The 19,577-nt window shown below is 70.4% G+C and carries 19 protein-coding genes; 14 read left to right on the forward strand and 5 right to left on the reverse strand.

Annotation, left to right across the window (positions count from 1 at the left end; translation table 11 throughout):
• Positions 1-210 precede the first annotated feature (210 nt).
• Positions 211-2,013, reverse strand: coding sequence for a S8 family serine peptidase (locus ACFY0U_RS07140; protein ID WP_388631470.1), 1,803 nt, complete (start codon positions 2,011-2,013; stop codon positions 211-213).
• Positions 2,014-2,361: 348 nt separating this feature from the next.
• On the opposite strand from ACFY0U_RS07140, the gene ACFY0U_RS07145 reads away from it, so the two are divergent.
• A complete protein-coding gene (locus ACFY0U_RS07145; RefSeq protein ID WP_388631472.1) occupies positions 2,362-3,282 on the forward strand; it encodes a lytic polysaccharide monooxygenase in 921 nt (306 codons plus the stop codon).
• A gap of 18 nt (positions 3,283-3,300) precedes the next feature.
• Here the strand turns inward: ACFY0U_RS07145 and ACFY0U_RS07150 are convergent, their stop codons facing one another.
• On the reverse strand, positions 3,301-3,954 hold the full coding sequence (locus ACFY0U_RS07150) for a Tat pathway signal sequence domain protein (protein WP_388631474.1): 654 nt from the start codon (positions 3,952-3,954) through the stop codon (positions 3,301-3,303).
• A 633-nt stretch (positions 3,955-4,587) separates the two neighbouring features.
• Between ACFY0U_RS07150 and ACFY0U_RS07155 the strand changes: the two genes are divergently transcribed.
• Together ACFY0U_RS07155 and ACFY0U_RS07160 are read left to right on the forward strand one after the other, a co-directional pair.
• Entirely contained in the window at positions 4,588-5,259 is a 672-nt protein-coding gene (locus ACFY0U_RS07155) for a DUF6230 family protein (protein ID WP_388631477.1), read from the forward strand.
• Positions 5,259-5,705, forward strand: a complete 447-nt coding sequence (locus ACFY0U_RS07160; RefSeq protein WP_388631479.1) for a DUF6114 domain-containing protein — start codon at positions 5,259-5,261, stop codon at positions 5,703-5,705. Before ACFY0U_RS07155 ends, ACFY0U_RS07160 begins: the two co-directional genes overlap by 1 nt.
• A gap of 83 nt (positions 5,706-5,788) precedes the next feature.
• Here ACFY0U_RS07160 and tatA read toward each other — a convergent pair whose 3' ends face one another.
• The gene (tatA, locus tag ACFY0U_RS07165; protein WP_388631482.1) at positions 5,789-5,974 is read right to left on the reverse strand and encodes a Sec-independent protein translocase subunit TatA; all 186 of its coding nucleotides are present in this window, start codon (positions 5,972-5,974) and stop codon (positions 5,789-5,791) included.
• Between the two features lie 171 nt (positions 5,975-6,145).
• On the opposite strand from tatA, the gene ACFY0U_RS07170 reads away from it, so the two are divergent.
• The 7 genes from ACFY0U_RS07170 (at position 6,146) to ACFY0U_RS07200 (ending at position 14,030) form a co-directional block, all read left to right on the forward strand.
• The gene (locus tag ACFY0U_RS07170) at positions 6,146-7,648 is read left to right on the forward strand and encodes an LCP family protein (protein ID WP_388631485.1); all 1,503 of its coding nucleotides are present in this window, start codon (positions 6,146-6,148) and stop codon (positions 7,646-7,648) included.
• 100 nt (positions 7,649-7,748) lie between these two features.
• Positions 7,749-8,564: an SAM-dependent methyltransferase gene (locus ACFY0U_RS07175; RefSeq protein WP_388631488.1), complete on the forward strand. Its 816-nt coding sequence runs from the start codon at positions 7,749-7,751 to the stop codon at positions 8,562-8,564.
• Positions 8,565-8,776: 212 nt separating this feature from the next.
• Positions 8,777-9,778 carry a substrate-binding domain-containing protein gene (locus ACFY0U_RS07180; protein WP_388631491.1) on the forward strand — a complete coding sequence of 334 codons (1,002 nt, stop codon included), beginning with the start codon at positions 8,777-8,779 and terminating at the stop codon, positions 9,776-9,778.
• A gap of 79 nt (positions 9,779-9,857) precedes the next feature.
• A complete protein-coding gene (locus ACFY0U_RS07185; RefSeq protein WP_388631494.1) occupies positions 9,858-12,542 on the forward strand; it encodes a nitrate- and nitrite sensing domain-containing protein in 2,685 nt (894 codons plus the stop codon).
• 136 nt (positions 12,543-12,678) lie between these two features.
• Positions 12,679-13,110, forward strand: a complete 432-nt coding sequence (locus ACFY0U_RS07190; protein ID WP_046263356.1) for a roadblock/LC7 domain-containing protein — start codon at positions 12,679-12,681, stop codon at positions 13,108-13,110.
• Between the two features lies 1 nt (position 13,111).
• A complete protein-coding gene (locus tag ACFY0U_RS07195; protein WP_388631497.1) occupies positions 13,112-13,468 on the forward strand; it encodes a DUF742 domain-containing protein in 357 nt (118 codons plus the stop codon).
• A complete protein-coding gene (locus ACFY0U_RS07200) occupies positions 13,455-14,030 on the forward strand; it encodes an ATP/GTP-binding protein (protein ID WP_388631500.1) in 576 nt (191 codons plus the stop codon). The genes ACFY0U_RS07195 and ACFY0U_RS07200 overlap by 14 nt, the downstream gene beginning before the upstream one ends.
• Before the next feature lie 13 nt (positions 14,031-14,043).
• Here ACFY0U_RS07200 and ACFY0U_RS07205 read toward each other — a convergent pair whose 3' ends face one another.
• Both ACFY0U_RS07205 and ACFY0U_RS07210 read right to left on the reverse strand, forming a co-directional pair.
• On the reverse strand, positions 14,044-14,253 hold the full coding sequence (locus ACFY0U_RS07205) for a hypothetical protein (protein ID WP_388631502.1): 210 nt from the start codon (positions 14,251-14,253) through the stop codon (positions 14,044-14,046).
• A 36-nt stretch (positions 14,254-14,289) separates the two neighbouring features.
• Positions 14,290-15,252, reverse strand: coding sequence for an ABC transporter substrate-binding protein (locus ACFY0U_RS07210; protein ID WP_388631505.1), 963 nt, complete (start codon positions 15,250-15,252; stop codon positions 14,290-14,292).
• A 349-nt stretch (positions 15,253-15,601) separates the two neighbouring features.
• Here ACFY0U_RS07210 and ACFY0U_RS07215 point away from each other — a divergent pair, with 349 nt between their 5' ends.
• From ACFY0U_RS07215 to ACFY0U_RS07230, 4 genes are read left to right on the forward strand one after another with little or no spacing between them, the layout of a single operon-like run.
• Positions 15,602-18,007 (forward strand): ATP-binding protein, encoded by a 2,406-nt coding sequence (locus tag ACFY0U_RS07215; RefSeq protein ID WP_388631507.1) that lies wholly within the window; start codon positions 15,602-15,604, stop codon positions 18,005-18,007.
• A complete protein-coding gene (locus tag ACFY0U_RS07220) occupies positions 18,004-18,477 on the forward strand; it encodes a roadblock/LC7 domain-containing protein (protein WP_046263351.1) in 474 nt (157 codons plus the stop codon). Before ACFY0U_RS07215 ends, ACFY0U_RS07220 begins: the two co-directional genes overlap by 4 nt.
• 22 nt (positions 18,478-18,499) lie before the next feature.
• The gene (locus ACFY0U_RS07225) at positions 18,500-18,916 is read left to right on the forward strand and encodes a DUF742 domain-containing protein (RefSeq protein ID WP_388631510.1); all 417 of its coding nucleotides are present in this window, start codon (positions 18,500-18,502) and stop codon (positions 18,914-18,916) included.
• The gene (locus ACFY0U_RS07230) at positions 18,903-19,511 is read left to right on the forward strand and encodes an ATP/GTP-binding protein (RefSeq protein WP_388631513.1); all 609 of its coding nucleotides are present in this window, start codon (positions 18,903-18,905) and stop codon (positions 19,509-19,511) included. The genes ACFY0U_RS07225 and ACFY0U_RS07230 overlap by 14 nt, the downstream gene beginning before the upstream one ends.
• Positions 19,512-19,577 lie beyond the last annotated feature (66 nt).

Raw genomic sequence — 19,577 nt, forward strand, 5'->3', positions numbered from 1 at the left:
CGATATCTCACCGTCCGACGGCCATCACCGGACACCCCAACTCCGTCCAGTTTCCAGGCCTCCCACAACTTGTAGATCACTTGTGCGCGTATCGCAGGCGCCGGCGGGAGAAACAGGGCGGGCGGTACAAAAGGCGGGCCGGCCGGTGCCCCATCCGCACCGGCCGGCCCGCCTGCTCAAGGCGTGCTCAGAAGTTCGAGACCGAGAAGGTCAGAAGGTCAGCTTCCAGCTGTTGAGCGTGCCCGTGTCCTGCGCGGCCGTGTCCTGGACACGCAGCTTCCAGGTGCCGTTGGCCGTCTCGCTCGAAGCGTTCACCGTGTAGGTGGTGTTGACGTTGTCCGCGGAGTCCGAGGAGCTGGCGGCCTTCAGGGTGTACACCGTGCCGTCCGGGGCGACGAGGCTGACCACCAGGTCACCGCGGTAGGTGTGGGTGATGTCCACCGCGACCTGGAGCGCCGAGGGGGCGTTGCCGGTGCGGCCGGTGACCGCGATGGAGGACTCGATCGCCGAGCCGTTGTCCGGGATGGACGCGGCGGTGGTATTAAAAAACGTCGTCCCCGTGCTCGTACCGCCGCTCACGGCCGCGACCGTCTTCGCCGCGTCCGCGAGACCCGCGCCGCAGCCGCCCGAGCAGGCACCCGGCAGGGCACGGGCGTTGTTCTTGATGGCGGTCTCGATCTGGGCCGGGGTCAGCGAGGAGTTGGCCGACTTCAGCAGCGCGGCGAGGCCCGCGATGTGCGGGGTGGCCATGCTGGTGCCCTGGTAGTAGGCGTAGTTCTCGGTGGAGGCGGTGGTGGCGCCGGAGTTCAGCGTCGACAGGATGCCGTTGGCGGTGCCGGTGCTGGTCTGGCCGCCGGGGGCCGAGATGTCGACGAGCGAACCGTAGTTGGAGTACGACGCCTTGGCGCCGGTCCGGTTGGTCGCGGCGACGGATATGACGTTGTTGCAGTTGCCCGGCGAGTGGTTCGCGACGTTGTCGTTGTCGTTGCCCGCGGCGACGGCGATGACGGTGCCACGGCTGACGGCGTTGTTGATCGCCGTCTGGGTCGCGGTGGTGCAGGCACCGTCGCCACCGAGGCTCATGTTGATGACCTTGGCGACATTGGTGTTGGCGGGCACACCGGAGACGGTGCCGCCGGACGACCAGGTGATGGCGTCGATGATGTCGGAGTCGTAGCCGCCGCACTTGCCGAGCACGCGCACCGGGGAGATCTTCGCGCCGTAGGCGATGCCCGCGATGCCCTTGCTGTTGTTGGTGACCGCGGCGATGGTGCCGGCCACGTGTGTGCCGTGCCAGGAGGAGTTGGACGCCGGGATGCCGGAGCCGCACTCGTTGGCCGCGTAGTAGTCGCCCGGGTCGGCCGGGTTGTTGTCACGGCCGTTGCCGTCGACGGAGACCGCGGTGTCGGCGATGAAGTCGTAGCCGGCGACGATGTTCGCGGCGAGGTCGGTGTGGGCGACGTAGCCGGTGTCGATGACGGCGACGGTGACGCCGGAGCCGGTGGTGGTGCTCCAGGCACCGGGGACGTTCATACCGGCCGTGGACTCGAACAGGTCCCACTGCTTGGCGTACTCGGTGTCGTTCGGGTCGGCCTGCGGTGTGTTCAGGCGGTCCGGTACGACGTAGGCGACCTGCGGGTCGGCCTTGTACTCGGCGACCACGTCGGCGACATCGGTGCGGGTCAGGTCGGAGCCCAGGTCGACGAGGGCGGCACCGGTGCCCAGACGGCGCTGGAAGTCGAGGTCCTCGCCGGCCTCCTTGCCCTTGGCGGCGGCGTCGGCCTCGGCGGCCTTGTTCGACTTGGCCTCGGTGGCACCGGACTTGTAGCCGACGATGAGGCGCTCGGCCGTGATGCCGGGGGCGGCCTCGGTCTGCGCGGTGGGGACGGCGGCTGCCTTCGGGGCGGCGGCCTCCTGGGCCGTGGCCACCGTGGCGGTGGCCGCCGTGAACAGCGCGGCGGAGACCGCGGCGACGGAGATCGTCTTCCGTCGCAGGGAGGGGGAGGTACGCAAGGGCTTGCCTTTCGTAGCCGTCTCCGGGCAGGGCGGAGCGGCGGTCTGATCGCTTCGTCGGTGAAGCGGCGGGGGGTAGATCGAAAAGCGGCGCGGTGGCCGGCCGAGCGCGGTGCCGATCGTTGAAGGGGTTACCTGTGGGTCGGCTGTGGTCGAACGATAGGCAAAGGGCAGGTCATGTGAATACAGGGGAAACCCTCGATCCGGCGGGAAACCCACCCTTGTCGTCGGGGAGTTGGGAGGGAATGGACCCTTTCACCCCCGCTGTCCCGCACTGAACGCGCCGGGCCCGATTTCCGTACTGCACGGGAGCAAACCGTTCCCGTGTCGGCCGAGGAGACGTTCCGGATGCCCCGGATGACCGCATACCGCACCGTTCTGGCGGCCACCGCCGCCGCCCCGCTGCTGCTCACCGTCTGGGCGGCGGGTCCGGCGCAGGCGCACGGCGCGCCGACGGATCCGGTGAGCCGTGCCTATGCCTGCTCCCCCGACGGCGGCGAGCGGGCGGGTACGGCGGCCTGCCGCGCCGCCGTCGCCGCGAACGGCAGCTCCTTCGCGGCCTGGGACAACCTGCGGATCGCGAACGTGAACGGCCGCGACCGCCAGACCGTTCCCGACGGCGAGCTGTGCAGCGGCGGCCTGCCGGCCTACAAGGGGCTCGACCTGACCCGCACCGACTGGCCGTCGACGCGCCTCACGCCAGGCGCCTCGATGACGATGACGTACGCCTCGACGATCCCGCACACCGGCACGTTCAAGATGTTCCTGACCAAGCCCGGCTACGACCCGTCGAAGCCGCTCACCTGGTCCGACCTGCCCTCGCAGCCCTTCGCCGAGGTCAAGGACCCGGCGCTGACGGGCGGCGCGTACCGGCTGCGGGCGAAGCTGCCCTCCGACCGCACCGGTCGCCATGTGCTGTACACGATCTGGCAGAACAGCAGCACGCCGGACACCTACTACTCGTGTTCCGACGTGGTGTTCCCGGCGGCCGAGAAGGAGAGGACGAAGGAGCCGAGCACGCCTTCGCCCTCCCCCTCCACGACCGCGGGCGCGGGCGCGAAGGCCCGCAAGAGTGCCTCACCGAGCGCCGAGCCCCGGACGGCGACACCTTCACCGCCGCCGTCGAAGGCGAGCCCGGACACCACTCCCGTGGCCTCCACACCCACCGCGGACTCCGGCCCTTCGGCCCCGCTCGTGGCGGGCGGCGCCGCCGCGGTGCTGGTGCTCACCGGGGGCGCCGCCCTGGCGCTGCATCTGCGTCGACGCTGAACGCCGTTTGCGCGAAGGTCAGTTGACGAAGACCGTCGCACCGTCGGAGGTGGCCACCGGGGCGTACTTCGCGGTCCAGTAGCCGGCGCTCGGGCAGAGCGAGGAGCCGGAGCTCCGGGTGAACTGCTGGTTGGTGAACTGGATGCTGTTGTCGGCGTTGGAGGCCGCGCCGGTGAGGCTGCCGTTCGTCGCCTGGTAGACACAGGTGACGCTGCCCAGCAGGGTCCTGAGCACGACGGTGGTCTGGATGGCCCCGCTGGTCCCCGGGGTCACGGTGACGGTGCCGCCGGAGGCCACGGCGGTGGTGTAGCCCAGATTGTTGACCGTGACGCTGGTGACGCCGAGCACGCCCACGTTGTTCGAGGTGCAGTTGCTGAAGGTGTGCGCGGTGAGGGACTCCGAGGCCGTGCCGGGAGCGGCCGGGTTGCTGTCGACCGTCGCGGTGAACTGCGAGGTGGTGCAGGTGATGCCGGTGGTACCGGTGTCGCTGGAGTAGAGCGTCGCCGTGGTGCCGCTCGCCAGGGGTGCGGTGACCGTGGTGCCGGTGGCGACGGCGTCGCCGCCCGCGGAGCCGGTGGTCAGGACGTTGTCGGCGGCCGACGCCGGGGAGATCGCCGGGAGGGTGAAGGCGGCGAGGGCGGCGGTGAGGGTGAGCAGGGTTCGCGTACGCATGCGGGTGTGCCTCATTTCCGAGGTGGGGGGTCCTACAGGGGTGGGGGGACGCGACGCGGCGTCCGCCGTCACCGGCCCGTCACGCCTTCTCCGTACGTGACGGACCGGCAACGGCAGCCGGCCGGTGACCGGCCGGAGAACCGTGGGGTGGCCTCCGGCCGGACCGGGCGGAAAGGCACTCGGCACGGACCGAGGGGGGAAGCGACCGTGTGGGTGCCTGGGAGGGAGGCGGGCACAGGAGGTGCCCGGTACGGACAGGACGTCCGGGAGACGCGGGCAGTGCCGCGTGACGGATCCGGCGCCACGGATCCGGGTGAACCAGTGAGAGTTGTAGACCTGATGCTCAGTCAACGTCAAGGAGGAACAGGGGAGTTGACGATCGTTCAATGGTTTTGCCGGGACGCTGGAATTCCTTGACGCACAGGTGGGACACAACCGACACCCTTTTTCCACAACTCCCTTGACCCTCGAAAGTAACCCCGGGTAACTTCCTCAGCGGCTACTGCGGAGTAGCGAGAAAGCCCTTGCGTACGCCGGGAGTTGTGAGGGGTCGCGCGCCGCATGCGCTGTCCGCGCCAGGACAACGTGCCAGTGAGATGCCAGACCGCACTTTCCAAGCACCTGGGAGCACACATGGCCTCGTCCTCGGACGTCTCGTCGTCCGCCGACCACACCCCCGAGAACCCGGAAAGCGGTTCCTCGCCCGACCCCGTCAGACGCGGACGGGTCCGGGCCCGCCGGGCCGCCGTGATGGCGGTGCCGGCCACGCTGGTCGCCGCGACGCTCGCGGTTCTCACCGCGGAGGGCGCGCTGGGCGTGCAGTTCGCGATTTCCGGGATGCCGTTCACGGTCACCGCCAAGGAGCTGAACGGCACCGGGTTCGAGCAGTTCGGCGGGCTCGACAACATGGCGCCGGGCAGCCCCAACGAGGGTGACACCGGCGGGCAGGTGCTGGTCGTGACCTCCGCTATCAAGAACGCGACCCTCGACAGCCTGTGCCAGAGCGTCGACCTCGGCGGCACCAACCTGCTCATCAAGGCGGGCAGCGGATCGCAGAAGGTGCAGGCGACCGACCTGACCACCGACTCGACCCAGCTGTCGGGCGACGCGGACTTCACCAACATCGAGATCGGCAACGACGCCAGCACGCTCACCAAGGCCGGGGTCAAGGGTCCGATCGGTGTCTTCAGCCAGCAGTCCGACACCGTGCACATCGCCAACCTGCGGCAGACCAACTACGCGACCACGGCCGCGGTGTTCAAGCTTCCGGGGCTCAAGCTCAGCTTCAGCAGCTCGGGGTGCTGATGTCGGACACTCCGCAGCGGGGAGTGCGGTCGGCCTTCCGTGACTGGCGGGCCGATCGTCCGTACTGGGGCGGGCTGCTGCTCGCCCTGGGCGGGGCCGAGATCCTGCTCACCATGAAGGTGTCGCTGAAGGTCGTCCTGCACATCGGCATGCAGGGACTGGCCGGCTATCTCCTGCCGGCGCTGATGGTGGTGCTGGGGCTGCTCATCCTGTTCAACCCCGCCCAGCGCCTCTTCTACTCGATCACCGGGGTGCTGCTCACCCTGGGCACCTGGCTCACGTCCAACCTGGGCGGCTTCTTCATCGGCCTGCTGCTCGGTGTGGTCGGCAGTTGCATGGCCTTCGGCTGGCTGCCGGACCAGGAGCCGCGCGTGAGCCGCCGCAAGCGGCGCAAGGCCGCGCGGGTGGCGGCGCTCCAGGGCGCCACCAAGGAACAGCCCGCCTGAACCCGTTCCACCACCGACTCCCCCTGAACCACCGACTGCCCACCCCGAGCCACCTGATGTGCGCGGCGTGAACAGCCGGTGTTTCAGGGGGAGTTGGGCTCGGTAGCCGTCGTTTCGTCGTCCTTCAGCGCCTTCGCCTCGCTCTTGAGGATGCGCATGGACCTGCCGAGCGCCCGTGCCGTGTCGGGCAGCTTCTTCGAGCCGAACAACACGATGACGACTATCGCCACGATCAGCAGGTGCCAGGGTTCCAGTCCGTTACGGAGCACGGCCGCGACCTTTCTCGCTCTTCTCGCGTTCTTCGGAGTTCTTCTCAACTCGCTCTTACGTCGGTCGAGCACACTTGCCCCGGCCGCCCGGCGGATGACGGTTGCTGCGGTGCGCAACTGTACAACCCAGGGCGAACATGACAAACCCCCGCAATTCGCAAGAGGGCGCGCATGACGATCACCAGCACGCGAAGGCCCGCACCCCCGCGGCACCGGCACAGCGGCCGCCGGCGGGCCGGACGTCGCCGGGGCCGTCGGATACGCGTCGTGCTGCTGGTCTGCCTCTCCGTACTGGTGCTCGCGACGGCAGGCGCCGGCTGGCTCTATCTCAAGCTGGACGGCGACATCAGCACCTTCGACTCGGGCGGTCTCTCCGCCCACCGCCCGGACGCGGCCTCCTCGGAGGGCGAGAACGTCCTGCTGATCGGCTCCGACGCCCGCACCGGCGGCAACGACAAGCTCGGCGGCGGTGACAAGGACGACATAGGACGCTCCGACACCACGTTCCTGCTGCACATCTACGCCGACCACCGGCACGCCCTCGCGGTCTCCATCCCCCGCGACACCCTGGTGACCATCCCGCCGTGCAAGCTCCCCGCCGGCGGCTGGACGAAGACACAGACCGACACGATGTTCAACGCCGCCTACTCGGTCGGCGACACCGCCAAGGGCAACCCCGCCTGCACCCAGAACACCGTCGAGCAGCTCACCGGGCTGCGCGTGGACCACACCGTCGTCGTCGACTTCAAGGGCTTCGCCCGGCTGACCGAGGTGGTGGGCGGGGTGAAGGTGTGCCTGCCCCAGGACGTCTACCAGAACGACCTCAACCCCCACCGCACGACCCCGGGCAAGCTGCTCTTCAGGAAGGGTGAGCAGACCGTCTCCGGGCAGAAGGCGCTGGACTACGTCCGGATCCGGCACGGCATCGGGGACGGCTCCGACATCGGCCGCATCAAACGCCAGCAGGCGTTCGTGGCCGGCCTGCTCAAGGAGGTGAAGAGCAGGGGGCTCACCCCGACCAGGCTGCTGCCGCTCGCCGACGCGGCCACGAAGTCCCTGACCGTCGACCCGGGACTGGGCACGGCCGACAAGCTCATCTCCTTCGCCATGGCGCTGAAGGACATCGATCTGCACAACACCAAGTTCGTCACCGTGCCCTGGCGGTACGAGGGGTCGCGCGTCGCGATCGTGCAACCGGACGCGAGCGAGCTGTTCGCCATGCTGAAGGCGGACCGGACGATCGACGGCAAGAACGCGGGCGGGAAGACCGGGAGGACGAAGGCCGTGCCGACCGCCTCCGCCTCACCCGTCTCCGGGGCCGGCATCGACGTCTCCGTCTACAACGGCACCACGGTGACCGGCCTGGCCGCGCGGGCCGCCGCGACGCTCGCGTCGGACGGGTTCACGGTCACCGGTACGTCGACGGCGGCCACCCAGGACCACGCCGGTACGTCGGTCGAGTACGGTCCCGGCGAGCTGTCCCGGGCCCGTACCGTCGCCGAGGCCTTCCCGGGTGCCGAGCTGGAGTCCGTCACGGGGTCCGGGATCAGCGTCGTGCTCGGCCGGTCGTACGCCGCCACCCCCGCCGCGACACCGACGGCCGTACCCACGGAGGTCGCGGACGGCGCCCGGTCCGCGGACGACAACCCCTGCTCGAACCTGACGTACGGATGAGGTCGCCGGACGGCCGGACACGTGCGATGTCGCACAACTTCCCTGTGTTTGATGGGAAGTTGAACCTCGCACTCGTACTCCACGCGACAGGAGGGGCACATTGCCCGCCAACGGACGGCCCACCGACCGCATCGACACCGAGACCGCGCACGCCGCACGGATCTACGACTACATCCTCGGCGGCAAGGACCACTACCCCGCCGACCGGGAGGCGGGCGACGCCATGTGCCGCGAGTGGCCCGCGCTGCCCGTGCACATGCGGGCCAACCGCGACTGGATGAACCGGGCCGTGCGGTGGCTCGCCGCGGAGGCGGGGATACGGCAGTTCCTGGACATCGGCTCCGGCATCCCCACCTCGCCGAACATCCATGAGATCGCCCAGTCGGCGGCCCCGGCCGCACGGGTCGTGTACGTCGACAACGACCCCCTGGTCCTCGCGCTGTCCGAGGGGCTGCTGAACAGCACACCCGAGGGCAGGACGTCGTACGTCGAGGCGGACATGCGCGACCCGGCGGCCATTCTCGACTCCCCGCAGTTCCGCGAGACCCTCGATCCCGGCGAGCCGGTCGCGCTCACCGTCATCGCGATCGTGCACTTCATGCTGGACGAGCACGACGCCGTGAGCATCGTCCGCCGGCTCCTCGAACCGCTCCCCTCCGGCAGCTACCTGGCGATGTCCATCGGCACCGCCGAGTTCGCCCCCGAGGAGGTCGGTCGTGTCGCCCGTGAGTACGCGGCCCGGGACATGCCCATGCGGCTGCGCACCCACCCGGAGGCCGCCGAGTTCTTCGCGGGCCTCGATCTCGTCGCCCCCGGGATCGTCCAGGTCCACAAGTGGCATCCGGACGGCACGGACACGGAGCCGATCCGTGACGAGGACATCGCGATGTACGGGGCGGTGGGGCGCAAGCCGTAGCCGGACCATGGACAGCTGGTCCGCACCTGAACATCACGAAGCGGCACCGACAACTCACATAAAGTCGCTGCTCACTTGACTATCGACGGCCCCACGCGATTGGCTCCGGCCAGCGAGAGTCATCCGGACGGCGTACGCGGCGTCGAACGTCCTCCGGGTGCTCCCTCTCGCCGTTCCTCCAGCTCGGCCGCACAGCGAGGTGCCGCACCATCATGATCATTCCTCCCCCACCTCCCGTCTCCCCCAGACGTGTTGCCGCCCTGGCCGCCGCCGTCTGTCTGCTCGCGGCCGGCTGCTCAGCGTCCGGTGGTTCGCCGGACTCCGGCACCTCCGCCGGAAAGGCGGGCGGAGCCGGGCTCAGAATCGCGTTGATCACCCACGCCCCCGAGGGCGACACCTTCTGGGACCTGGTGCAGAAGGGCGCCGAGGCGGCCGCCGCCAAGGACGGCATCGAGCTGACGTACTCCGGCGACCCGGACGCGGCCGGACAGGCCGACCTCGTACGGGACGCGGTCCGCGACAAGGTCGACGGCATCGCGGTGACCCTCGCCAAACCGCAGGCGATGCGGGGACCCGTCGCCGCCGCCAAGGCGGCCGGCATCCCCGTGGTCGGCCTCAACTCCGGTATCGACTCCTGGCAGTCCGGCGGACTGCTGGAGTTCTTCGGCCAGGACGAGAGCGTCGCAGGCCGGGCCGTCGGCGACAAGCTGGACGGCCTCAAGTCCCGGCACGCGCTCTGTGTGATCCACGAGCGCGGCAACGTCGCCCTGGAGGCGCGCTGCGCCGGGGTGAAGAAGGCCTTCGGCGGCGAGACCGAGAACCTCTATGTGGACGGCACCGACACCAAGGCCATGGCCGCCGTGCTCACGGCCCAGCTGCGGCAGGACCCGACGGTCGACGAAGTCGTCACGAACGGCGCGCAGTTCGCGCTCACCGCGGTGGCGTCGGTGAAGGACGCGGGCAGCAAGGCGCGCGTCGCCACCTTCGATCTCAACAACGACCTGGTGAAGGCGGTCAAGAGCGGTGCCGTGCAGTTCGCCGTGGACCAGCAGCCCTACCTCCAGGGGTATCTCGCGGTCGACTCGCTGTGGCTGTACCGGACCAACGGCAATGTCAGCGGCGGCGGGGTGTCCCCCGTCCTCACCGGTCCGGCGTTCGTGACGAAGGCGAACGTGGACGCGGTGGCGAAGTTCGCGGCCAACGGAACCCGCTGACCGACCGGATCACACCTCTCCCCCAGCTCCTCATCGGTAGTCCCCACCCCCCCTCCCTGCTCATCGCCTAGGACGACGAATGTCTCCACGGACAGGTGCCCGGCGCCGTCTCGGCTCCATACGTCTCTCCCTGATCCTGCTGGCCCTGGTGCCCAGCGTCACGCTCACCGCCCTGTGGGGTGTGACGACGACGCAGATGTTCACCGAGGGCCTGCGGCTGCGCGGACAGACCGAGTTGAGCCGGTCGACCGGTGCCATGGGCACTGACGCGACGCTCGCCCTCCAGCGCGAACGCAGTCTGTCGGCGGCCCTGCTGGCCTCGCCGCGCAGCTCCCGGGTCGCGCTGGACGCCCAGCGCAAGGAGACGGACCTGGCGGTGAACAAGCTGGTCGGACGGTCCGAAGCGATCGCCGACGCGCCGTCGCGCATCTCGGACCGGCTGTACTCGGTGCTCGGTTCGCTGGGCAGCCTGGAGTACTACCGGGACCAGGTGGACGACCCGACCGACATCACCCCCGCGCAGGTGCTGGACCAGTACAGCTCGATCATCGACGAACAGGTCCACGCCTTCCAGGAGCTCTCCCAGGTCGACGACGGCGACCTCACCTCACAGGCCGGCCCGCTGGTCGCGCTGGAGCACGCGGCGGAGCTGGTCTCCCAGGAGGACGCGCGGCTCACCCTGGCCTGGCCGACCGGGCACCTCACCGAGAAGGAGTGGATCGGGTTCGCGCAGCTGGTCGACACCCAGCGGTGGCTCGTCGAGGACCAGATCGTCCCGCAGTTGAGCGGCAGCGCGAAGACGGAGACCGAACGGATCCTCCAGAGCCCCGAGTGGCGGACCCTGTCGGAGGTCGAGGACCAGGTGCTGGCCGCGCGGACGAGGGCGGCCGACGGCAGGGTCGCGCTGCCCGACGCGCAGAAGAAGTGGACCGCCGCGCTGGACAAGGTCGCCGCCGCGTACACCCGGCTGATCCAGGAGCAGACGTCAGGGCTGCTGGACCGCAGCGCGGACAAGGCGGACAGTCTGCTGCTCACCGCGGCCTCGCTGAGCGCGGGCGGGCTGCTCGGGCTGCTGGTGTGCGTGGGCATGTCCTGGCGGATCACCCGTTCGCTGTCCCGGCGGCTGCACGGCCTCCGGGAGGCCACGCTGAGCCTCGCCGAGGAGCGGCTGCCCGACGTGGTCTCGCGCCTGGAGCGCGGCGAGACGGTCGACGCGGATCTCGCGGCGCCGCCGCTGGACTACGGCGGTGACGAACTCGGCGCGGTGGCACGGGCGTTCAACAAGGCGCAGCGTACGGCGGTGCACACGGCGATCGAACTCGCCGACACCCGGCGGGGCTTCCAGAAGGTGATCCTCGGCATCGCCCGGCAGAGCCAGAACCTGGTCAACCTCCAGCTCACCAAGCTGGACGCGCTGGAGCGCCGGCACACCGATCCCGAGGTGCTGAAAGGTCTGTACGAACTGGACTCCACGGCCAGCCAGTTGCGGCGGTACGAGGAGAATCTCGTCGTCATCAGTGGTGAGCGGCCGGGGCGCAGCTGGCAGGAGCCGGTCGCGCTGATCGACATCCTGCGCAGTGCGGTGGGGGAGGTCGCCGAGTACCAGCGGGTGGAGGTGCACACCGAGGAGGACGTGTACCTGGCGCCACCCGCGGTGGCCGACGTGATCCATCTGCTGGCCGAGCTCATCGACAACGCGACCGTGTACTCGCCCGCGCCGGCGCCGGTCACGGTGCAGGCCTCGTCGGTCGCCAAGGGGCTGGCCGTCGAGGTCGAGGACCGTGGGCTCGGTATGTCGGAGGAGGACTACGCCTCCCTCAACGCCCAGTTGGCGGTGCCTCCGAAGTTCGACGTGGTCGCCCTCGCCGACGACCTCCGCCTCGGCATGTTCGTCATCGGCCGCCTCGCCACCCGCCACGGCATCACGGTCACCCTGCGCCCGTCGCCCTACGGCGGCACGACGGCGATCGTGCTGCTGCCGCAGGAGATCGTCGTACGGGAGCTCGCGGACACCGATGCGCCGGGTACAGGGGAGGCGACCGGGCCAGACACGACCTGGGGCACGACCACGAGCCGGGCCCGCATCGGAACGGGCCCTGTGCGGCATGCCGTCGAACCCGATGTGCAGGGGGACACGGGGGACACCTCTGAACCTGCCGCCGCCCGGCACGACGGTACGGACGGTGTGGCGGAGGCCACGACCACGCGGTCCCCTGTGCAACCGAACGCCGACGCCGAAGAGCCCGTCCGACAGGGCAGCGAGCCGGCGGCAACCACGGGGGCGGCTCAACTGGCCGACTCCGGCGCCGAGGCCGCCGTCCCGCCCCTGCCCGCGCGTCGGCGGGGTGTGCGGGACGACTCGGAGCACTCCCGCGCGGGTGATGCGGGGCGTGCGGCGCAGGTCAGGCAACCCGGGCGCCGCCCGGGCATGGCGCCGCTCCCCCGCCGGGTCCCCCAGACCAGCCTCGCCGTCGAGCTCCGCGAGGACGCGGCGCCTGCCGAACAGGACGGCTCCGACGACGAGTTCACCGCGGAACGCGCCGCCTCCTCACTCGCCGGATTCCAGCGCGGCACGTTCCGCGCGCGGGAGGAGGACGCCGGGGCGCCGGACGGCCGGGACCCGGAGAACAGCGAACCGGAAAACCCCCACCCCCAACCCTCCGCCCCCACCGAAGCGCCGTACGGTCAGGAGGAAACAACCGCACCGGACAACCCCGGCCCCCAGCCCCCAGCCACCGGCACGAACACCCCCGCCGACCGCTGACCTGCCACACCCCACGCTCCAAACCCCGCGCCCCGCCTGCCGTCCCCGACCCCGACCGCCACACCCCGACCGCTGCTCGCACCCCCGGCCCCCGACCACCCCGCCACCGCCCCGCCCGCCGACGAAGGACGCCCCCATGACACGCCCCACCCCCGCCACCCACACCCAGCTCGACCAGCTGCTGACCGGACTCGTGGAGCGGGTCGCCGAGGTGAATCACGCCGTTGTGCTGTCCGAGGACGGGTTGGTCGTCAGCAAGTCGACCGGGTTCCTGCGTGATGACGCCGAGCGGCTGGCCGCGACCGCGTCCGGGCTCATGAGTCTGAGCAAGGGCGTCAGCATGGACTTCCGCGGTGGCCCGGTGCGGCAGGCGCTGATCGAGATGGCGCACAGCTATCTGATCCTCACCTCCGCCGGCCCCGGCGCCCACCTCGTCGTGCTCACCAACCAGGGCGCCGACGTCGGTGTGGTCGCGTACCAGATGAACATGCTGGTGAAGAAGATCGGCGAGCACCTCAGCGCCGCTCCGCGGGCAGGCGTCGGCCCCACCGCCGACTCCGGCGCGTGAGGTGAACGGAGGCGACACGGCAGGCCGTCTCGTACGGCCGTTCGCACTGACCGGCGGACGTACCCGCCCCAGCCGCGCCGACTTCACCCTCATCTCGATGGTGACCGCGGTGGACCCGCCGCCGACCCGGGCCCCCCGCGCACAGCCGGAGCATCAGCGCATCCTGCGCCGGTGCGCCGAGCCGATCGCCGTCGCGGAACTCGCCGCACTGCTCGACCTACCGATGAGCGTGATCGTCATCATGCTCTGCGACCTGCTGGAGGCGGGCCGCATCACGGTCCGCCCGCCGCACCCGGTCGCCGCCACCGTCGACCTGGACCTGCTGCAGAAAGTGAGGGACGGCCTTGGCCGACTCTGACACCATCGCCCGGCCGGCACCCGACACGGTCAAGATCCTGATCGCGGGTGGCTTCGGCGTCGGCAAGACCACCATGGTCGGCTCGGTCAGCGAGATCGTCCCGCTGCGCACCGAGGAACCGCTGACCGTGACAGGTCTGGGCATCGACGACCTCGACGGGATCGAGGAGAAGAAGGCCACCACCGTGGCCCTGGACTTCGGCCGCATCACCATCAGCCGGGATCTGATCCTCTATCTCTTCGGCACACCCGGCCAGCAGCGGTTCTGGTTCATGTGGAACGACCTGGCCCTGGGCGCCCTGGGTGCCGTCGTCCTCATCGACGTCCGCCGCCCGGAGTCCAGCTTCGCCGCGATCGACTTCTTCGAACGCCGGGGCATCCCCTTCGTCGTCGGCGTCAACGGCTTCCACGGCGACCACCCCTATCCACCCGAGGAGATCCGTGACGCGCTCGCCCTGCCGGACCATGTCCAGGTCCTGCTGTGCGACGCCCGCGACCGCGAGTCCTCCCGGGACGTACTGATCGCGCTCATCGACCAGTTGATCGCCGACGCGGCGCGGTAGGGATGGTTGGGGGCTACAACTCCGCCGGCAACGGCGGCAGTTCCACCGCCGCCGCCACGTCCGCCGTCATCTCGCTGTCCATCGTGCAGAAGGGGAGCGCCTCGGCGGCCGGAGTGAAGGCCGGTGAGGTCCGGGCGGCGCCGTCGGCGAGCCGTGCCACCGGCGCGACGTCGGGCGTCGTGCCGTACAGGACGACGCGGGTGCCCTGCGTGTCGCGGGGCACCCGTGTCGGTCCGTCCGTGGAGTCCACGGAGGGGCGTCAGGACAGTCCGGCCGACTTCAGCCAGGCCTGGGCGACGTCCAGCGGGTCCTTGTTCTCGAGCTGCACCTGGGAGTCGAGGTCCAGGAGCGTCTCGGTGTCCAGCTTGGCGGAGACCGCGTTGAGCGCGTCCACGCCCTCCTGGGAGAGGCCGGACTTGTAGGCCAGCGGGGTCACGTTCGCGAAGCCGAAGAGGTTCTCCGGGTCCTTCAGGACGACGAACTTCTCCTTGACGATGGTCGGGTCGGTGGTGAAGATGTCCGCGGCCTGCACGGTGTTCTTCGTCAGCGCCGCCTGGGTCAGCGGGCCGCCCGCGTCGAGCGCCTTGAAGGACTTGAACTCCAGGCCGTACACGGACTTCAGGCCGAGCAGGCCCTGCTGGCGGGTCTGGAACTCGGGCGAGCCGCCGATGACCAGCTCGGGCGCGATGTCCTTGAGGTCGGCGAGCGTGGACTCGGCGGTGAGGTTGTACTTCTTCGCGGTCTCCGCGTTGACGCTGACGGAGTCCTTGTCCTCGGCGGGCGACGACTCGAGGAGCGTGAGCGTGCTGTCGAGCTTCGTCTTCACCGCGGCGTTCACCGCGTCGGCCGTCTTCTGCTCGGCCTTGGGGTCGAGGTAGGACAGCAGCGAGCCGTTGTACTCGGGCAGGACGGTGATGGAGCCGTTCTTCAGCAGGCCGTAAGTGGTCTCGCGGCTGCCGATGTTGGGCTTGTAGGTGACCTTGATGCCCTTGGCCTTGAGGGCCTCGCCGTAGATGTCGGCGAGGAGGATGCTCTCGGCGAAGTTGTTGGAGCCGACGACGACGGTGTCGCCGCTGCCGCTCCCCTTGTCCTCCTTGAGCGGGTCGGAGGTGTCGTCGGAGGAGCCGCATCCCGCCAGCAGGGCCGCGGTGGCGGCGAGCGCGACGGCGGCTACGCCGGGATGCTTCCGGATGGACCTGCTGCGTGGGGCGTTGGAAGTCACGATTCCCGTTCCGGGCTGTGTGGGCTGATGAGAAACAAGCTCTGACACTGATCCAATCCAGCCAGTTCTCACTCAGTCAAGTGCACCCTGGTCACCAATTGGCGTCAATGCGCGACCGGTTGTGAAAAGCCGCTGAAAGGCCGGTCACCCGGGAGCCGTCCCGTTGTAATGGATTCTTGACTCAGGGTGGCGTGATCGGCCCTCCGAAGAGACGGTAGTCTCCGGGTCGTTGGCGTTCGGACACAGTGGCGTGCCGGTGCCCCATTGGTGCGGTTCCGCACCATCCGACACGATCAGATTCGGTCACGTGAGGTCTTCGCGCGCCGTCATCCCCCTTGAAGGAGGCCTGGTGTCCACGAGCGAGACGGCGCCGCCCCCGGCCCCGGGTGGCATACGTGGCTTCGCCGATCGCCGGCCGTTCCGGCACAAGCTCAACGTGCTGGTCGGCGTGCCGCTGACGGTGGTCGCGGTGCTGCTCGCCTACCTCATCACCGACCAGGTCCAGCAGTCCTCGGAGGCGGCCGACGCGGCACAGCTCGTGCGCACCAGCACCGAGGTCGCCACGCTGGTGGACCGGTTGGAGGCCGAGCACCAGCAGGCCATCCTGCTCTCCGTGCGGCACGAGGCCACCAACGACGGCGGCACCCCCTCCCAGACCCCGTACCGCACGGCGCAGTTGGCGGTGGACAACCAGGTCAAGGAGGTCCGCAAGGCCTTCGGCGACCGGCTCCCCGAGGACGAGGCCCGGGCCCTGCGGGAGATCGACGGCCTGGAGAGCCTGCGCAACACCATCGAGCAGGCGTACCTGCCCGCCGACAACATCGATCCCGCCTACACCAGCGCCGCCAAGGGCCTGATCGACGGCCTCGGCCTGGACCGCAACACGGCTCTGGCGACCACCTTCACCGGCAACCTGCTCGACTCCCTGCTGCGTGCCGACGCCGCCCACAGCGCCTTCGAGACCGGTGTGTTCTCCGCGACGACCGGCGACTCGAACGCGCTCATCGAGTTCATCGGCGCGGTCGGCTCCTACGACGAGTACACCCACCAGGCCGACCGGTTCGCGCGGTTCGCCACCGCCGAGCAGGCGGAGCAGCTCGGCGGGATCGAGCACAACACCCCGCAGGCCGCGATCAACCGGCAGTACGCCGAGCTCCAGATCGACCCCAGCTCCCTCCAGGCCGACTCCCCCGCCGAGATCCGCGAGAAGTTCGAGACGGCACTCGACTCGTACCCCTCCTACCGCAAGCAGGCCGCGATCCGGCTGGGGATCACCACCTCGCTGATCGACCAGATCGCCGACCGTGCCGAGCGCGCCTCCGACGCCGCCCTGCGCAACGCCGTCCTGCTGCTGGGCCTCGCGCTGCTCGGCTTCGTCGTCTGGCTCGCGTTCTCGGTGCTCGTACGGCGCTCCGTGGTCCGCCCGGTCCAGGCCCTGACCCAGGCCGCGCAGCAGGTAGCCGAGGACGCCGAGCGCGAGCTCGCCCGGGTGGCCGACGACGACGCCGAGGACGACCGCCCGGCGCGGCTGCGGGAGATGCCGGCCACCGCACGCGACGAGATCGGTGACCTCGCCGAGGCCTTCAACCATGTGCAGACCACCGCGGTCGCCCTTCTGGAGCGCCAGGTGCTCAGCCGCCGCAACGTCGCCGAGATGTTCGGCAACGTCGGCCGCCGGGTCAGCAACCTGACCACCCGGCAGCTGGCCCTGATCGACGCGGTGGAGCGCGGCGAGACCGACCCCGAGCTGCTCGAACGCCTCTACAGCATCGACCACATCGCGGTGCGTCTGCGCCGCAACGCCGACAGCCTGATGCTGCTCGCCGGCATCCGCGAGACCGTCCTGGACGCCGGACCGATCGCGCTGACCAATGTCGTACGGGCCGCGCTCGGCCAGATCGAGGGCTTCCAGCGGGTCCAGCTGCTCGCGCGGACCGAGGTGGCGGTGGCGCCCGACATCATCGGCGACCTGACCCTGATGGTGGCCGAACTCGTGGAGAACGCCGTGTCGTTCTCGCCCGCGGACAGCCCCGTCGAGGTGTTCGTGCAGAACACCACCGAGGGCGCGGCGATCGTGGTCGCCGACCACGGCCTGGGCATGGACCCCGAGCGGCTCGACGAGGAGAACGCCCGCATCGTCCGCCGCGAACGTCTCGACCTGGTGCCCTCGAAGGTGCTCGGCCTCTTCGTGGTCGGCTCGCTGGCGCGCCGCTGGGACATCGACGTCGCTCTGTCCCGCACCCCGGGCGGCGGTGTCACGGCCGAGGTGACCCTCCCGCCGTCGCTGCTGCTGACGGCGGCCGCGGCGCAGCCGACGGCACCGACCACCCCGGCGGCGGCCACGGACGACGCGGGCCCCCGCCCGCCGGTCCCCGCCGACGAGCACGACGGGCCGCTCCCCCGCCGGGTACGCCGCGAGGAGGACCCGGCCGCTTCGGAGGACCCGGCCGCTTCGGAGGGCCTGCCCTTCATCCCCAAGGCCCGCACCGAGGAACCGGCACCCGCCGACGACACCTCCGGCACCGCCCGCCCGCTGCGCCGCCGCGTCCGCGGAGCCACGCTCCGCACCACGGTCGACGCCGCCCCCGCGAGCACCCGCCAGGCACCCCGCCCCGCCGACGCGGAGGCCGTCCGCAGCGCCCTCGAGGAGTTCGAGGCCGCCGTGGAACGCGCCCACCGCGACAGCGACACGGAACCGCACCAGACCCCCCGCAAGCACGACCAGAACCACCTCCCGGAAGGAGCGGAACAGTGAGTACGTCGACAGGTGACACTCCGACGGGGAACACACCGGCCGAGCTGAAGGCCGCGGCAGCCGACTTCACCTGGCTGTTGAATCGTTTCGCCACCGAGACCGCGGGCGTCGTGGACGCCATCGCCGTCTCCTCGGACGGACTGCTCATCGCGGTCTCCGAACTGCGTGAGCACGCCGACTCCGAGCGCCTCGCGGCGATCGTCTCCGGCATCACCAGCCTGGCCGCCGGCGCGTCCGGCAACTACGGCCTGGGCGGCCTCAACAAGGTCATCATCGACCTGGAGGGCGGCCATGTCCTGGTCTCCGCCATCGGCAGCGGCGCCGTCCTCGGCGTGGTCACCGACAAGGAGGCCAAGCTGGGCAACATCGCCTACGAGATGACGCTGTTCGCCAACCGGGCGGGCAGCGCGCTCAGTCCCCAACTGGTGCTGGCGCTGAAGAACAGCGTCGGCTCCCCGTCGGCGCTCTGACCGGGACCGGGACGGACACGCCATGGCGGACGGCTCCTCAGCCGCGGGGCCCGACCCGGTCGGGCCCGCCTCCGCCGTGCGGCCGTTCCTGGTCACCGCCGGCCGGGTGGCGCCCAGCGCGGCCGGCCGGCCGATGCCCGTGGAGACCCAGGTGGTGGCCACCGTCGAGGGTCTCGGCGCGCTCGACGGGCTCTCCTTCGAGCAGCACGACATCGTCGCCGCCTGCCGCCGTCCGCAGTCCATCGCGGAACTCGCGGCCCGGCTGCGGCTGCACCTCAACGTGGTCCGGGTGCTCGCCGAGGACCTGCGCGCGGAGGGGCAGTTGACGGTGCACGTGCCCGACTCCGACGACACGCACGACGCTTCCGTCCTGCGAAGAGTGATCGATGGCCTGCGCGCCATCCCCGACTCCCGAGGGGTACTCCGTGACTCCGACTGAACCGGCCGCCCTCGACGGGTCCGGTCCGGCAGCCGCCGTGCGGCCACCGCTCCCGGTCAAGATGGTGATCGCGGGCGGCTTCGGCGTGGGCAAGACCACCGCCGTCGGCGCCATCTCCGAGATCGAGCCGCTGACCACCGAGGCGGCCATCACTGAGGTCGCGGCGGGCGTGGACGACCTCACGCACACCCCGCGCAAGACCACGACCACGGTCGCGATGGACTTCGGCTGCATCACCATCGACCCGACCCTGAAGCTGTATCTGTTCGGCACGCCCGGGCAGGAGCGCTTCGGCTTCATGTGGGACGACATCGTGGAGGGCGCGCTGGGTGGCCTGGTGATCGTGGACACCCGCCGTCTCGACGACTGCTACGCCGCGGTCGACTACTTCGAGCACCGGAAGATCCCGTTCGCGGTGGCCGCCAACGCGTTCGACGGAAAGGTCGAGCACACGCTGGAGGAGGTCCGCTGGGCGCTCGACGTCGCGGACCACGTCCCCGTCGTCATCTTCGACGCCCGCGAACGCGGCTCGGTCCGCGACGCGCTGCTGGTCGTACTGGAACTGGCGCTGGCCCGCACGGAGTCGCTCCGCTGAGAGGGCGGCGATTCAGGTGCGGGCCGGTGGGACCGGTCGCGGCGGACCCGCGTGGGCGTGACCCCG

This window comes from Streptomyces sp. NPDC001536, assembly GCF_042894505.1.
Classification (GTDB): Bacteria; Actinomycetota; Actinomycetes; order Streptomycetales; family Streptomycetaceae; genus Streptomyces.

Excerpts from the sequence above, each read along its gene's own strand:
- ACFY0U_RS07160 (WP_388631479.1), top strand. The coding sequence starts at position 5,259 with ATGTCGGACACTCCGCAGCGGGGAGTGCGGTCGGCCTTCCGTGACTGG.
- ACFY0U_RS07155 (WP_388631477.1), top strand. The coding sequence starts at position 4,588 with ATGGCCTCGTCCTCGGACGTCTCGTCGTCCGCCGACCACACCCCCGAG.
- ACFY0U_RS07185 (WP_388631494.1), top strand. The coding sequence starts at position 9,858 with ATGTCTCCACGGACAGGTGCCCGGCGCCGTCTCGGCTCCATACGTCTC.
- ACFY0U_RS07145 (WP_388631472.1), top strand. The coding sequence starts at position 2,362 with ATGCCCCGGATGACCGCATACCGCACCGTTCTGGCGGCCACCGCCGCC.
- ACFY0U_RS07170 (WP_388631485.1), top strand. The coding sequence starts at position 6,146 with ATGACGATCACCAGCACGCGAAGGCCCGCACCCCCGCGGCACCGGCAC.
- ACFY0U_RS07150 (WP_388631474.1), bottom strand. The coding sequence starts at position 3,954 with ATGCGTACGCGAACCCTGCTCACCCTCACCGCCGCCCTCGCCGCCTTC.
- ACFY0U_RS07180 (WP_388631491.1), top strand. The coding sequence starts at position 8,777 with ATGATCATTCCTCCCCCACCTCCCGTCTCCCCCAGACGTGTTGCCGCC.
- ACFY0U_RS07190 (WP_046263356.1), top strand. The coding sequence starts at position 12,679 with ATGACACGCCCCACCCCCGCCACCCACACCCAGCTCGACCAGCTGCTG.
- ACFY0U_RS07225 (WP_388631510.1), top strand. The coding sequence starts at position 18,500 with ATGGCGGACGGCTCCTCAGCCGCGGGGCCCGACCCGGTCGGGCCCGCC.